Origin of the sequence: Flavobacterium limnophilum (assembly GCF_027111315.2) — a bacterium.
Taxonomy (GTDB): Bacteria; Bacteroidota; Bacteroidia; order Flavobacteriales; family Flavobacteriaceae; genus Flavobacterium; species Flavobacterium limnophilum.
Window position 1 is genome coordinate 2569414 of sequence record NZ_CP114289.2, and the last position, 14941, is coordinate 2584354.

Genomic DNA, 14941 nt, shown 5'->3' on the forward strand with positions numbered 1-14941 from the left:
TTTAGAAAATCTTAACCAAAAAACAGTACAACTTTATAATCACACCCAAAAAAGTTACAAATTTTATTTATATTTGAATAATGAAAAACAAGAATAACAAAACAACCCTATTATACATCCTTGTTTCCTTGTTTATGGCCGTTATTAGCCATAAATTATTAGGAAAATACTTTTTGACATACAACCACCCCCTTTATGATTTTATAGAAAATATCTTATTTATAGTTGCTTCCGCATTTTTTTTAAAATATATCTTACATAAAAAAGACATCAAGAACACTGCCGTCTATAATAAGTTGAGGAATACCAATATTGAAATCAAAGAATCAAATGAAAGATACGATATTGTATCAAAAGCCACAAGTGACATCATTTGGGATTGGAAAATACAGGAAGACGAGATGTCTTGGAACAGGGGAATCGAAAATATTTTTGGATACACTCCAGATCAAGTAGGCTCCGGTTCAAAATGGTGGTTTGACAAGATTCACCCTGAAGACACTATTAAAATGTCTATTAAATTATACTCCTTTATTGAACAAAAAACGGAAAAATGGCAGGATCAATACCGCTTTAGAAGTGCGGATGACACCTACAAATATGTACTGGACAGAGGTTTTATTTTAAAGGATGAAAATGGCAAATCTGTCAGAATGATTGGAGCCATACAAGACATTACCAAACAAAAAGAAGAAGAACAAAGGCTTAAATTACTAGAAACAGTAATAACTCAGGCCAAAGATTCAATAATTATTATCGAACCGGATTTGCATAACAGCAACATTCCTAAAATAGTATATGTAAATCCAGCATTTTCGGTGATGTCAGGATACGATTCCGACGAAATCATAGGCGAATCGCCAAGTATTTTTATAGGTCCAAATTCCGATATGCAAGAACTCAAAAAACTAAGCATAGCAATAAGAAACAAGCAAGAATGCCAAATAGAAACCATCAGTTACAAAAAAAACAAGGAAGAATATTGGGTAGGCCTTTCAATGCTTCCCGTTTATAATTCGGATCAAGAACTTTCGCATTGGGTTTCCATTCAAAGAGACATTACCGAAAAGAAAAAACAAGAAGTAGAAAAAGAACAACTCATTCGAGAATTAACACAAAACAACAAAGATTTGCAGCAATTTTCCTATATAACATCCCACAACCTAAGAGCACCGCTATCCAACTTGACCGGTTTACTGAATTTAATTGAAGACATTCCCATCGAGGATCCCGAACTAAAAGAAATATTAGATGGATTTAACAAATCTACCCATCTTTTAAACGAGACAATTGAGGACTTGGTAAAAGTTATTGTCATAAAAGACAATCCGTCGATACAAAAAGAAGACCTTTCCTTGAAGGATGTTTTTGAAAATGTGTTTAGCCAATTGGATTTCCTCATTGGCCTACACAAACCAATCATAATAATCGATTTCGAAAAGGTGCCTGTTTTAAACACCAACAAAGCCTATTTAGAAAGCATCTTACTGAATCTATTAACCAATGCCATAAAATACAAATCAGAAAATAAAAAATCAAAAATAACAATCTCGGCAAATAAAATTGACGACACCGTATTTCTTATATTTAAGGACAATGGAATTGGAATTGATTTAGTAAGAAATAAAGACAAAGTTTTCGGGCTATACCAAAGATTTCATGATTTCCCAGACAGCAAAGGACTAGGTTTATACCTTGTCAAATCACAAGTTGAAGCCATGGGAGGAACCATCAGCATTGAAAGCGAAGTTAACAAAGGCACCACATTTACATTAACGTTTAAAAACAAATAAAAAATGCTAGATACAATTTTATGCGTAGATGACGACCCAATAACATTAATGTTAAGTAAAATGGTAATTAACAAAGCAGCATTTTCAAAAGAAATAATTACAGCCAAAAATGGCGAAGACGCCTTGAATCACTTCAAGACAATCAACAACAATCCCAATATAAAAAAACCCCAATTAATCTTTCTGGATTTAAATATGCCTGTTATGGGAGGCTGGGAATTCCTGAACACCTTTAGCACTGCAGATTATTCGGAATACAATACCATAAAAGTAATCATCCTCTCTTCGACTATTGATCCTGAAGACCTCAAAAAAGCAAAAAAATACCCTATGGTTCTTGATTTTTTGTCAAAACCTATTTCTAAAGAAATGCTGGAATACATTAAATCCAAAATCTAAAAATAACGCATAAAAAAAGTCCCGAAAATTTCAGGACTTTTTTTTATCTATAAATTGTAGTGATTACAATTTAGCAACGTGTTTCGTTAATTTAGATTTTAAATTAGACGCTTTGTTATCATGAATGATATTCTTTTTAGCTAATTTATCAATCATTGAAATTACGCTTGGTAATTTTGAAGCAGCATCTGCTTTGTCAGTAGCTATTCTTAATGCTTTAATTGCATTACGAGTAGTTTTGTGTTGGTATCTATTTAATACTCTTCTTTTCTCGTTACTTCTAATTCTTTTTAAAGCTGACTTGTGATTTGCCATTTTTTCTTTTATTTTTAATTGTAATAATTATTATAAACTATCAGTTAAAAAAGAAAAACCTCCCACAATTGTTTTGACAATCACTTTGGTTTTAACTAATAAAATAAAAACAGGAGACACCAATCTTTATTTCATAAAACTTATTTACAACTAATTGTAGTCCGTGGGGGAATCGAACCCCCCTTACCAGGATGAAAACCTGGCGTCCTAACCGATAGACGAACGGACCATTATTCTCAATATTTAGACTCATTTGAATGAGTTTTGTAGTCCCTGGGGGAATCGAACCCCCCTTACCAGGATGAAAACCTGGCGTCCTAACCGATAGACGAAGGGACCTACTTGCGTATTGCGGATGCAAAAATACAACTATTTTCTATTCGCACAATAGCTGACGTAATTTTTTTTATATTTTTTTAATACGCTTTTGCAAATAGCACTCTTCCTGATGACGGATTACCAGTAAACACGCAGCTTCCCGCCTCCTCTACCCTATCCAAAGGAATGCATCTTATGGTTGCTTTGGTCAATTCCTTAATCTTTTCTTCCGTCTCTGCCGTACCATCCCAATGTGCTGAAACAAAGCCTCCTTCATCGTTTAAAACCGTTTTAAACTCTTCAAAACTGTTTACTTCCGTAATATGGGAATCTCTATAATCTAATGCTTTTTGGAATAAATCTTTTTGAATTTGCTCCAATAATCCACTGACATGAGTCACGATTCCGTCTTTCAAAACCACTTCTTTGGTCAAAATATCTCTTCTGGCTACTTCAAAAGTTCCATTTTCTAAATCTTTTGGACCTACAGCAATTCGAACAGGCACTCCTTTCAATTCCCATTCGGCAAACTTGAATCCTGGTTTTTGAGTAGTTCTATTATCGAATTTTACCGAAATATTAAGTTTTTTGAATTCCGATATTAATCCATTAACAACGGCCGAGATTTCATCCAATTGTTCGTCTGTTTTATAAATAGGAACAATCACTACTTGAATTGGAGCCAAGCTAGGAGGCAAAACCAATCCTTGATCATCGGAATGCGTCATGACCAATGCCCCCATTAATCGAGTTGAAACTCCCCAAGAAGTTCCCCAAACGTGCTCTTGCTTTCCTTCGGCATTGGCGAACTTCACATCAAAGGCTTTGGCGAAATTCTGTCCCAAGAAATGCGAGGTTCCTGCTTGCAAGGCTTTTCCATCTTGCATCAAGGCTTCGATACAATACGTTTCTTCGGCTCCGGCAAAACGTTCGGTTTCGGTTTTCAATCCTTTTATAACCGGGATTGCCATAAAATTTTCGGCAAAATCAGCATATACATTCATCATTTTTTCAGATTCTTCCACCGCTTCTGCTTTTGTGGCGTGTGCGGTATGTCCTTCTTGCCATAAAAACTCGGCGGTTCTTAGAAACAATCTGGTTCTCATTTCCCATCGCACGACATTTGCCCATTGGTTAATCAACAATGGCAAATCCCTATAAGACTGAATCCACCCTTTATAAGTGGACCAAATAATAGCTTCACTTGTAGGACGAACAATCAATTCTTCTTCCAATTTTGCATTGGGATCTACAATTAACTTGCCTGGATTATCGGGATCGTTTTTTAACCTATAATGAGTCACGATAGCGCATTCTTTAGCAAAACCTTCTGCATTTTTTTCTTCGGCTTCGAACATGCTTTTAGGAACAAACAAAGGAAAATAAGCATTTTGATGCCCCGTTTCCTTAAACATCCTGTCTAATTCCGCCTGCATTTTTTCCCAAATTGCATAGCCGTAAGGCTTGATAACCATGCATCCTCTAACTCCTGAATTTTCAGCCAAATCGGCTTTTACAACCAGCTCATTATACCATTTAGAATAGTCGTCTGCTCGTGTGGTAAGGTTCTTGCTCATATTGAATAGTTTGGCACAAATTTTGTTTTAATTATTTTAACTAAATAGTTCAGCAAAACTAACTATTTTTGTAATGTGCAACAATAAAAAATCCCATTGATATGAAAACAAATCTATTTTTTTCCCGAAATGCAACACTTTATTCATTAATTGGATTAATAAGTTTTCTTGTGGCATCATGTGGCTCTTATCAAAACAGCTCCTATTATGACAGCGACGGCATCTATGGAAATTCTGCAAAAGCACAAAATACTTCAAGCAAACACTATCAGGAGTATTTCAGTTCTTTGCAAAATGAAAACAAAACTTTGGGTGACACTATTCAAGTTACAAACCAAGATTATCCTGGCTGGGGAGACAATCCATCAACAACTTCGGTAAACGTATATACCAATCCTTGGAGTATGTCGATAGGTTTCGGATATGGATACGGTTATGGCTATCCATATTATGGATGGGATTATCCTTATTATGGATACGGTTGGGGTAATCCTTATTATGGATATGGATACCCTTACTACGGATATGGTTATCCATATTATGGCTATGGATATAACAACAACAATTATTCCTATAATTCAGGACGAAGAGGCTCTTCATACTCTAGTGGAACGAACAACAATATTAGATATTCCCAAAACTCTTCTACAACAAGAGATGCAAGTGGCTCTAATTACAGAAGAAACTCTACTGACACCAATAATAGCACAACTAGAAATAGCTCGTCCTTCATGACAAGGGATTATTCACAATCTCAAAACAATTCAGGGCGAACAAGAACCAGTACAAACACAAATGGCTCAAGAAGCCAAAGCTACACTCCTACTAGATCATACAATGACACTCCAAGTTCAACCAATTACAGCAGCGGAAGAACATCAAGTGGTGGTTCATATGGCGGTGGATCATATGGTGGCGGCAGCAGCAGCAGTAGTGGTGGTGGAGGTCGATCATCTGGAGGTGGTGGTGGAAGAAGATAATAAACATCTTTCTTTTTTAAAATAAAAAACTGAACTATAAACGAACTCATGATGAAAAAATACATATTCCTTTTATTATCAGGTCTCATATTTAGTGTTGCACAATCGCAAGACATCACTGATGCCATGCGTTATGCACAAGATAATTTGAGCGGAACGGCTCGTTTTAGAGCCATGGGCGGAGCTTTTGGGGCTCTCGGAGGCGACTTATCTTCCATCAACGTAAATCCTGCGGGCTCAGCCATTTTTTCCAATAATCAAATTACGTTGACTTTAAGCAATTTCAGCACAAAAAACAATTCCAATTATTTTGGAACCAACACTTCAGCTTGCGACAATTCTTTCGACATGAACCAAACTGGCGGTGTTTTTGTTTTCAAGAACCGAAACCCAAATAGCGACTGGAAAAAGTTGTCCTTTTCCATAAACTATGAAAACACGAATAATTTTGACAACTCAGTCTTTTCTGCAGGAACAAATCCAACCAATTCCGTAGATGGCTATTTCTTGAGTCATGCAAATTTTGGAAATGGAGGCGCTCCGGTACCACAGGAATTTGTAACCCTACAAAAGGGAGAATCAATTTCTGATTTATATGCATTTTTGGGCAGTAATTTACCGAATATGCAATATCCAAACTTGAGTGGATTTGCCGCACAACAAGCCATGATGGGTTATCAAGGTTACATCATAAATGCAGTGGATGACACCAACAATAATTCTCTATACGTTTCAAATGTCACTCCCGGAGTAAATTACTACCAAAAAAACAGCATTTATTCCAACGGATACAACGGAAAATTATCCTTCAACATCGCTACTTCTTATCAAGACAAATTGTATCTCGGAATAAACTTAAATTCACATTTTACCGATTTCTACCGCTCTACCAGCTTTTATGAAAGCAACACCAATCCTTTAACCACGGATTACACTGTAAGACAAATAAGTTTCGACAATAATTTATACACTTACGGAACAGGATTTTCATTTCAAATAGGCGCCATCGCAAAAGTAACCAATGAAGTCCGTCTAGGATTAGCTTTTGAATCACCCACTTGGTACCATTTGAGTGATGAATTTTCCCAAAATCTAGTAGCTGTAAGCAAGAACATTTCAGGCGAATTGCCCGCAGATGTCGTAAATCCAAATATCATCAACTATTATGCTCCTTACGAACTACAAACCCCAGGAAAACTAACCGGAAGTTTTGCCTATGTTTTTGGAAAAGTTGGATTAATAAGTATTGATTACACATTAAAAGATTATGGCAACACAAAATTTCAACCCGAAAACGATTCATATTTCAGAGGCTTGAACAACGAAATGAGCAACACTCTTGCTACTACAAGCGAAGTCAGGATTGGTGGCGAATACAAAATAAAAGCATTGAGTCTTAGAGGTGGATACCGTTTTGAACAAAGTCCCTACAAAAACTCTAAAACCGTTGGCGATTTGAATGGGTTCTCGGGAGGATTGGGCTATAATTTCGGCGTATTCAAACTAGATTTTGCCTATGCCTACTCTGAAAGAAGTTCGCAACAAGCTTTTTTCAACCAAGGATTAACTGACAGTGCCAAAATCAACACCATAAACAACAACGTTTCCATGACCATGTTGTTTGAATTATAATATTTTGGACATACGTTTTAAAAAAATTAATGGAAAGCCATTTCAATAATCGAAATGGCTTTCTCTTTGAAAAAAAGTCCAACATAGTAATGACTTCCCAATTCATTTATTGACGTATGTGTAGATAAATGGAAGAACTAAACCTCCATAAAAAAACAAAGGTTTGTACTTCTAAAAATAAAAATTGTAATTTTGCAAAATTCCCAAATTATCGGGATTATAAACATATGAGAACCAAATCCTTAAAAAAGAATAAAATAAACGTGATCACTCTTGGGTGTTCGAAAAATGTATATGACAGCGAAGTACTCATGGGGCAACTTCGTGCCAGCGGAAAGGATGTCGTGCATGAACAAGAAGGAAACATCGTGGTAATCAATACCTGCGGATTTATTGACAATGCCAAAGCTGAATCGGTAAATATGATTCTGGAATATGCCGACAAAAAAGAAAAAGGATTGGTAGACAAAGTTTTCGTAACCGGGTGTCTATCTGAACGCTACAGACCCGATTTAGAAAAAGAAATCCCCAATGTGGACCAGTTTTTTGGAACCACAGAATTACCTGCTTTGTTAAAAGCTCTTGGAGCCGACTATAAACACGAATTATTGGGAGAACGTTTGACAACGACTCCAAAAAATTATGCCTATCTAAAAATTGCTGAAGGTTGCGACAGACCTTGCAGTTTTTGCGCCATTCCAATTATGCGCGGCAAACACGTTTCGCAAACTATTGAAAAGTTAGTTAAAGAAGTGGAAGGTTTGGCAAAAAATGGCGTAAAAGAGTTGATTTTGATAGCGCAAGATTTGACTTATTATGGTTTGGATATTTATAAAAAGCGTAATCTTGGCGAATTGTTGGAGGCTTTGGTAAAAGTCGAAGGAATCGAATGGATTCGTTTACACTACGCCTTTCCTACCGGTTTTCCGATGGATGTATTGGAAATCATGAAACGTGAGCCAAAAATTTGCAATTACATCGACATTCCATTGCAACACATCTCGGATTCTATCTTGAAATCGATGAAACGTGGCACCACAAAAGCAAAAACAACGAAATTACTGAAAGAATTCCGCGAGGCAGTTCCCGGAATGACCATTAGAACGACTTTAATAGTTGGTTATCCTGGCGAAACACAGGAAGATTTCGAAATCATGAGAGATTGGGTTCAGGAAATGAAGTTCGAACGCTTGGGTTGTTTTACTTATTCACATGAAGAAAACACAAGCGCCTACGATTTGGTTGACGATGTTCCGGATGACGTAAAACAAAGTCGTGCCAATGAAATTATGGAATTGCAATCACAAATTTCCTGGGATTTGAACCAAGAGAAAATTGGAAAAACCTTCCGTTGCATCATCGACAGAAAAGAAGGCGAACATTTCGTGGGAAGAACAGAATTCGACAGCCCTGACGTGGACAACGAAGTGCTTATTGACGCATCAAAACATTATGTAAAAACCGGCGAATTTGTAATGGTAAAAATAACCGATGCCACAGAGTTTGATTTATACGCAGAACCTATTTAAATTTATATTTTTTTTTAAATACTAACTATGAGAACAAGACAAACATTTCTAGTATTTGCATTTATGCTATTATCAATCACAAGTGTTTCTGCCCAATATGGCGGGAACGGCTACGGAGGAGGAGGTTACGGAGGAAATGGCTACGGCGGTGGAATGAACCAAATGGGCAGCGCAATGAATCAGCAAAGCCAACCGGAAAAACCAAAAGAAATCCCAGCCGATGTAACTGCTGCCAAAATAGTTGAACAGATGAAACCTGCCCTAAATCTTGATGAACTTCAAGTAATTGCAATTACCAATGTTCTTATTGAAAGCCTCAACACACAAGGGAGAATCCTAAAACAAGACTCGACTCAAGACGAACAAATGAAAGATTTTCAGGCACTTTCAGAATCTACAGATCGAAAAATAAATCAATTTTTAAGCAAGGAACAAAAAGAAAAATATCTTGTTTTTAAAGAAGACAGAAAAAACCAGAAAAAATCAAAAGAAAAATCTAAATCCAAACCAAAAAAGGAGAAAGAAAAAGAAAATCAGGAATAATTTATTTTATTTGAACATTAAATACTTTTAAATAGCGTGAAACATTTAACATATAAGCCTTTCTTCCTGCTGATTTTAGTAATTATCATAACTTCTTGCTCAACTAATCCTTATAAAAAAAGCGAAAAATCATACAAAGAGCAATTAGACAATTATAAAGAAAAGATTTCAAATATGGAACCGGCGAAGCTGGAAACTAGCAGTACTACCATATTGCCTAGCGAACCCGCTCCAATAGACCCACTAACACTTTACAAGGATACCTTATCCATAAAATCGCCAGTCGTTTTATCAAACGGAATCAGCACCGAATGGATCAGTACCGTTAATTTTAACCTTAGAAAACCCAATTTCATAATTCTTCATCATACTGCCCAAGATTCATTGGCTCAAACATTAAAAACGTTTACCATCACCAAAACTCAAGTAAGTGCCCATTATGTAATTGCAGAGGACGGCAGAGTAGTCCAAATGGTGAATGATTATCTTCGAGCTTGGCATGGAGGAAATGCCACTTGGGGAAAAAACAGCGATATCAATTCGGCGTCGATAGGAATTGAACTGGACAATAACGGAATTAAACCTTTTTCGGATAAACAAATAATTAGTCTTTTGGCCTTGCTTACAAAATTAAAAAAGGATTACAATATCCCGACACAGAACATAATTGGCCATTCAGACATTGCCCCAACAAGAAAAAAAGACCCTAGTGCTTTTTTTCCATGGAAACTTTTGGCCACAAATGGTTTTGGAATTTGGCCGGACGAAGTTTTAGAACCCGCGCCAACTGACTTCAATGTAGAACAAGGACTTCAAATTATTGGTTACAACACGAAGAATCTTCCGGCTGCAATTTCGGCGTTTAAACTTCATTTTATTCAATCAGAAGTTGATACTGTTTTAGATGAAAAAACAATAAATACCATTTATAATATCTACAAGAAACAGCAATAATTAGTTTTAAGATAATTAAAAAGCGGTCTTTTGAACACTTCAAAAGACCGCTTTTTTTGTCTATCCATTATTATTTATGGATCGGAGACAATTTTCCTTTATACTTTAGATATGGTTTAAATATTTAGTCCTTTCTACCACACAAGAGACTTATAAATTATATTGGCTCGTCTGATTAAAACATGTATTTGTCCTTTTAATCAAAAAGAGAAATGAAATGAAATAAAATAGAAGGCAAGGAAATAGATTGCCTTCTATTTTTCAAGCATACACCCCGTAACCTACCTTTGAGGAAACACATTCCAGTAAAATCAATACCAGATAGGCATCATTACCGATATCTAAATGAACAAAATTAAACCTTTTTAGACTATACATAAAAAAACTGCCAAGACACTAGTAGCATCTTGGCAGTAAAAAAAAATATTTTTCTAATTAGAACGTATATGTAGTCGCTAGTAAAACATAAGTATTTGATTTTGTCCCAACTGAATCACTATCTAAGAAAATATTATTAGAAGATTTATCATATCTAACCTCAGGAATAATTGTCAAGTTACCTACTTTGTAGTTTAAAGACAAAGTATTACCCAATACTTTTCCGTCTATGGCACTAGCTGAAAGACCATCTTTATCATCAAAATACTCTAATCTGTAAGCCAAGCTAAGGTCAGATTTCACGGCATAGCTAGCGTATCCAACTAAAGAAAACCATTCTCCGTCCAAATCGCTATCAAAATCATCTGCCACAGAAGCATAAGTAGCGTTGAATCCTAAAGAGAATTTATCGTTAAGTTTTTTAGATGCAACAAAATCAAATTGAGTAATGTTTTTATCAGAACCTGGATTATTACTACCAGCTGTTACATTAAAATAAGCGCTTCCAGTGTCACCTACATAACCTAATTGACCGATAAAAGTTTTGTTTTTTGACTCAGCATCAAGCGCAGATTTAAAATCGGTTGGGTTAGTAATCCCAGCCATAATACTGAATTTACCAGCAGTATATTGTGCTTTAACACCTGTATTAAAGAAAGGCCCGTTAGTAAATGCATAAGACATACTGTAGTTTTTGTTGTCTACTGCATCCAATAATTCATAACCAATATGAGTTCCAAAACTACCCATTGTAATTTTAAATTTATCAGAAACATCGTAAGTAAATGTCAACTGTTTAATCATAAATGTGTTTGCATCATCGTTGTATGTAAATTCCGAAGCTCTACTTCCAAAACCTAAATCTACAAAGACGGAAGCTTTACCAAATTTGTGAGAAGCCTCTATAGAAGCCATTCCCAATTGAAAAGAATCACTAGCATTAGTGAAGCTGGTAGAAACTGGCTGACTCATTTGTTTAGAAAAATCATACTTGTAAAACGCATCTGCAGATCCTGCAAAAGTTGTTGCCGGTGCTGCGTCTTGTGCAAATGTCATACTGCTCGTAAGCATTAATGCTAAAATAAGTGCTACTTTTTTCATGTTTAATTTAGTTTAATTATTAATTTGGTTTTGTTTTGTTTTTAAATCACAATCACTAAACGTGTTTTCAAAACATCAGAAAAACATCATTTTTGTAAGTATAATTTGTTTAGGAAAGAACCTTTTTCCTGAGGCAAATCTATTAACTTATATTTTACCTGAATATAAAAAAACTACTTTTTTGCCTCTTCGACGAAAGAATTATCGATAACCAAGAAATGATTGCAAAATAATAGACATTCCGTATTTATAACAGATTATTTTATAAAATTAATATTTTATTTTTTCAACACACCCCCATATTTTTTGACTTAAAATCAAAAAACCAAATAAAAAAAGGTCTAAAATAGTGTTTTAAACCATATGAATACAAAATCACCCAACACAAACGATAGTAAAGTTCTTTTTTAAACAAAACACAATAAAACACGAACACACCCGTAAATTTCAAAAAAAATCGAATTTAGAACTAAAAAAACAATCAATATTAGAACTAAAAAACACTTAACATGAAGCAAAACCGACTGGAATGACAAGACGATTTTTTGGCTGCAATTTGTTCGTCCCAAAGGTTAAAGAACAAGAGCACGGCAATATTTATTCTTACAAAAAAGAACAATTACAGATGTTAATTTTTTTTTAAATTTTAATACAGAGTACTTTGATTTCATTTGTTAAATTCTATTTTTGCCACTATGAAGATAATGGCACGAATATTATTGTTTGTTTTTACAACTTTTCTAGTTACGCCAACTGTTGTTAGCGTAATTGAGAAAAGTGCCGACATATCCGTATTTTACAGTTTTTCTGAAGAAGAAAAATCACATAAGGAAATCAAGGCCGTTTTCAACTTTGATTATCCAAACCCTCCAGCCTATTTATCGCAATTGAATTCCGGTTTGATTCATTCCGAGAACTTGTCCAAGAACGATAAAATTGCTTCCAAAATTTTCATCCCACCACCCGAACAAGCTTAATACATCCTTGATTTTATTTTTTAAAATCTCAAAAATAATCACATTAACTCATGTGATAAAATCTTTGTATTCATTTTTAGTAAGGTATCATGACAAAAAAAATCAATCTTTTTGCCAACCTTAAATCTGATTTTGCATCAGGTTTAGTGGTTTTTTTGGTGGCGCTCCCGTTGTGTTTAGGTATAGCAATGGCTTCAGGCGCACCGTTATTTTCAGGTATAATTTCCGGCATCATTGGCGGTATAGTCGTGGGGTATTTAAGCAAATCCCATATTAGCGTTTCTGGTCCAGCTGCAGGATTGACAGCAATAGTGTTAACGGCAATTACCGATTTGGGAGCGTTTGACGTTTTTTTGACAGCTGTTTTCATTGCAGGTTTAATACAATTGGCACTCGGATTCATTAAAGCCGGGAGCATTTCGAATTATTTTCCGACCAATGTAATCGAAGGAATGTTGGCTGGTATCGGAGTTATCATCATACTGAAGCAACTACCACACGCTTTTGGTTATGACAGTGACTTTGAAGGAAATCACGGTTTTTCGCAATTGGACGGAGGAAACACTTTTTCGTCTTTATTCAACATATTGAATTACTTGCAATTAGGCTCCGTATTCATTGCAGCCTTGTCTTTGATCATTCTAATATCTTGGGATAAAGTTCCTTTTCTTAAAAAATTAAAATTGATTCCAGGAGCACTTATCGCTGTAATTCTTGGAGTTGTATTGAATGAGTTTTTTATAGCCACAGGAAGTTCTTTAGCCATCTCCAAAGAGCATTTGGTTTCTTTGCCAGTACCTTCGAGCTTTGAAGAATTTAAAGAAATCATAGTAACGCCCAATTTTTCGGGAATCACCAATCCAAAAGTCTGGATTGTTGGTCTGACCATTGCCATCGTGGCTTCAATAGAAACATTATTGTGTATTGAGGCATCCGACAGAATGGATGTGCACAAACGCTACACCGACACCAACGTGGAATTGAAAGCCCAAGGAATTGGAAACATCGTGAGTTCTCTTTTGGGAGGATTACCAATGACTTCGGTGGTGGTACGCTCTTCGGCTAACAACAATGCAGGAGCAAAATCTAAAATGTCAACCATAATACATGGTGTTCTTTTACTTATAAGCGTATTGACCATTCCGGTAATTTTGAATAAAATACCATTGGCAACACTGGCTGCCATATTATTGTTGGTTGGATATAAATTAGCCAAACCCGCCACATTCAAGCACTTTTGGAGCAATGGCAAATACCAGTTCGTACCTTTTATAGCCACATTTGCGGCAGTAGTCTTTTTGGACTTGTTAAAAGGAGTTGCTTTAGGAATGATTATCAGTGTTTTCGCCATCTTGAGAGGAAACATGAAAAGAGCTTACTACTTTAGAAAAGAAGAATATCATGACGGTGATGTAATTCATATCGATTTGGCCCAGGAGGTTTCTTTCTTGAACAAAGCTGCCATTAAATTAACATTAAGCAAAATTCCAGAAAATTCGAAAGTAATTATCAATGCTAAAAATACTGTTTATATTGCTCATGACGTTCTAGATTTAATTAAAGAATTCAAAAAAATCAGGGCCAAAGAAGAAAACATAAAAGTAAAACTCGTTGGATTCAAAAAAGAATATGAACTGGAGAACACAGGAGAAGAAGAGAAACACGTATTCGTTTCTCACACATAAACCATTAATTTAGACCTTACACAAATGAAAACACATACAAAAGAAACACAAGCACAAATAAACCCAAGAAAAGCTTTGGAGATATTGCAAGAAGGAAATGATAGATTTATCAAAAATTTGAAAGCCAACCGCAATTTATTGCAGCAGGCCAACGAGACTGTTGAAGGTCAATGGCCATTTGCCACAATACTAAGTTGCATTGACAGCAGAACATCGGCCGAACTAATTTTTGACCAAGGCCTGGGCGACATCTTTTCGGTAAGAATTGCTGGAAATGTTGTCAATACCGACATTCTGGGAAGCATGGAATTCGCCTGTAAATTGGCCGGTTCAAAACTAATCGTGGTTTTGGGACACACCAAATGCGGTGCCGTTAAAGGGGCTTGCGACCATGTAGAAATGGGTAACCTTACCGAATTATTGTCAAAAATACAACCGGCAGTTTACCAAGAAAAAACGACCAAAACCGACAGGACATCAAAAAATAGTGGTTTTGTGGAAAATGTATCGACAATAAATGTAAAAAGAACCGTAAAAAACATAATCGAGCGCAGTTTTATTTTGGAGCAAATGGTAGAAAACGGGGCAATTGGAGTTGTAGGAGCCATGCATGACATCGAAACTGGGAAAGTAACTTTTTATACCGACGTCATGTACATCAGGGACGACAAAAACCCAAAATTCTCGGTAGCCGATTTAAGACATTAGGACACTTTCCAGAAAAACGTTTTAGATTTAAACACGATTTTAAAACAGTAGT

Annotated in this window: 13 protein-coding genes and 2 tRNA genes; 10 read left to right on the top strand and 5 right to left on the bottom strand. The window is 35.6% G+C overall.

All coding sequences use genetic code 11. The features are described 5' to 3' along the window. The first annotated feature begins 80 nt into the window (after window positions 1-80). A complete protein-coding gene (locus tag OZP13_RS10595) occupies window positions 81-1793 on the top strand; it encodes a PAS domain-containing sensor histidine kinase (protein WP_281297116.1) in 1713 nt (570 codons plus the stop codon). Between the two features lie 3 nt (window positions 1794-1796). Beyond that, window positions 1797-2192, top strand: coding sequence for a response regulator (locus OZP13_RS10600; RefSeq protein WP_269240129.1), 396 nt, complete (start codon window positions 1797-1799; stop codon window positions 2190-2192). A gap of 63 nt (window positions 2193-2255) precedes the next feature. On the opposite strand, the gene rpsT is transcribed toward OZP13_RS10600, so the two are convergent. The 4 genes from rpsT to proS all read right to left on the bottom strand — a co-directional run bounded on the left by rpsT (window position 2256) and on the right by proS (window position 4402). Then, on the bottom strand, window positions 2256-2507 hold the full coding sequence (rpsT, locus tag OZP13_RS10605) for a 30S ribosomal protein S20 (RefSeq protein WP_281297117.1): 252 nt from the start codon (window positions 2505-2507) through the stop codon (window positions 2256-2258). Window positions 2508-2664: 157 nt separating this feature from the next. Further along, window positions 2665-2736: transfer RNA gene (locus OZP13_RS10610), tRNA-Glu, on the bottom strand. A gap of 38 nt (window positions 2737-2774) precedes the next feature. Then, a tRNA-Glu gene (locus OZP13_RS10615) sits at window positions 2775-2846 on the bottom strand. A gap of 77 nt (window positions 2847-2923) precedes the next feature. After that, entirely contained in the window at window positions 2924-4402 is a 1479-nt protein-coding gene (gene proS, locus OZP13_RS10620; protein WP_281297118.1) for a proline--tRNA ligase, read from the bottom strand. Between the two features lie 101 nt (window positions 4403-4503). Between proS and OZP13_RS10625 the strand changes: the two genes are divergently transcribed. The 5 genes from OZP13_RS10625 (at window position 4504) to OZP13_RS10645 (ending at window position 10040) form a co-directional block, all read left to right on the top strand. Continuing rightward, the gene (locus OZP13_RS10625) at window positions 4504-5382 is read left to right on the top strand and encodes a hypothetical protein (protein ID WP_281297119.1); all 879 of its coding nucleotides are present in this window, start codon (window positions 4504-4506) and stop codon (window positions 5380-5382) included. A gap of 51 nt (window positions 5383-5433) precedes the next feature. Beyond that, on the top strand, window positions 5434-7014 hold the full coding sequence (locus tag OZP13_RS10630; protein ID WP_281297120.1) for an OmpP1/FadL family transporter: 1581 nt from the start codon (window positions 5434-5436) through the stop codon (window positions 7012-7014). A 227-nt stretch (window positions 7015-7241) separates the two neighbouring features. After that, window positions 7242-8543: a 30S ribosomal protein S12 methylthiotransferase RimO gene (gene rimO, locus OZP13_RS10635; protein ID WP_281297121.1), complete on the top strand. Its 1302-nt coding sequence runs from the start codon at window positions 7242-7244 to the stop codon at window positions 8541-8543. Window positions 8544-8570: 27 nt separating this feature from the next. After that, window positions 8571-9086: a hypothetical protein gene (locus OZP13_RS10640; RefSeq protein ID WP_269240134.1), complete on the top strand. Its 516-nt coding sequence runs from the start codon at window positions 8571-8573 to the stop codon at window positions 9084-9086. A gap of 36 nt (window positions 9087-9122) precedes the next feature. Continuing rightward, the gene (locus OZP13_RS10645) at window positions 9123-10040 is read left to right on the top strand and encodes an N-acetylmuramoyl-L-alanine amidase (RefSeq protein ID WP_281297122.1); all 918 of its coding nucleotides are present in this window, start codon (window positions 9123-9125) and stop codon (window positions 10038-10040) included. A gap of 435 nt (window positions 10041-10475) precedes the next feature. On the opposite strand, the gene OZP13_RS10650 is transcribed toward OZP13_RS10645, so the two are convergent. Then, on the bottom strand, window positions 10476-11519 hold the full coding sequence (locus OZP13_RS10650) for an outer membrane beta-barrel protein (RefSeq protein ID WP_281297123.1): 1044 nt from the start codon (window positions 11517-11519) through the stop codon (window positions 10476-10478). Window positions 11520-12223: 704 nt separating this feature from the next. Between OZP13_RS10650 and OZP13_RS10655 the strand changes: the two genes are divergently transcribed. The 3 genes from OZP13_RS10655 (at window position 12224) to OZP13_RS10665 (ending at window position 14889) form a co-directional block, all read left to right on the top strand. Continuing rightward, on the top strand, window positions 12224-12496 hold the full coding sequence (locus OZP13_RS10655) for a hypothetical protein (protein WP_269240137.1): 273 nt from the start codon (window positions 12224-12226) through the stop codon (window positions 12494-12496). A gap of 89 nt (window positions 12497-12585) precedes the next feature. Further along, window positions 12586-14181, top strand: a complete 1596-nt coding sequence (locus tag OZP13_RS10660; protein ID WP_281297124.1) for a SulP family inorganic anion transporter — start codon at window positions 12586-12588, stop codon at window positions 14179-14181. 24 nt (window positions 14182-14205) lie between these two features. Continuing rightward, complete coding sequence (locus OZP13_RS10665; RefSeq protein WP_281297125.1) at window positions 14206-14889, top strand: carbonic anhydrase family protein; 684 nt, start codon at window positions 14206-14208, stop codon at window positions 14887-14889. The last annotated feature ends 52 nt before the right edge of the window (window positions 14890-14941 follow it).

Coding starts and splice junctions, on each gene's coding strand:
- OZP13_RS10595 (WP_281297116.1), top strand. CDS start 81: ATGAAAAACAAGAATAACAAAACAACCCTATTATACATCCTTGTTTCC.
- OZP13_RS10600 (WP_269240129.1), top strand. CDS start 1,797: ATGCTAGATACAATTTTATGCGTAGATGACGACCCAATAACATTAATG.
- rpsT (WP_281297117.1), bottom strand. CDS start 2,507: ATGGCAAATCACAAGTCAGCTTTAAAAAGAATTAGAAGTAACGAGAAA.
- proS (WP_281297118.1), bottom strand. CDS start 4,402: ATGAGCAAGAACCTTACCACACGAGCAGACGACTATTCTAAATGGTAT.
- OZP13_RS10625 (WP_281297119.1), top strand. CDS start 4,504: ATGAAAACAAATCTATTTTTTTCCCGAAATGCAACACTTTATTCATTA.
- OZP13_RS10630 (WP_281297120.1), top strand. CDS start 5,434: ATGAAAAAATACATATTCCTTTTATTATCAGGTCTCATATTTAGTGTT.
- rimO (WP_281297121.1), top strand. CDS start 7,242: ATGAGAACCAAATCCTTAAAAAAGAATAAAATAAACGTGATCACTCTT.
- OZP13_RS10640 (WP_269240134.1), top strand. CDS start 8,571: ATGAGAACAAGACAAACATTTCTAGTATTTGCATTTATGCTATTATCA.
- OZP13_RS10650 (WP_281297123.1), bottom strand. CDS start 11,519: ATGAAAAAAGTAGCACTTATTTTAGCATTAATGCTTACGAGCAGTATG.
- OZP13_RS10655 (WP_269240137.1), top strand. CDS start 12,224: ATGGCACGAATATTATTGTTTGTTTTTACAACTTTTCTAGTTACGCCA.
- OZP13_RS10660 (WP_281297124.1), top strand. CDS start 12,586: ATGACAAAAAAAATCAATCTTTTTGCCAACCTTAAATCTGATTTTGCA.
- OZP13_RS10665 (WP_281297125.1), top strand. CDS start 14,206: ATGAAAACACATACAAAAGAAACACAAGCACAAATAAACCCAAGAAAA.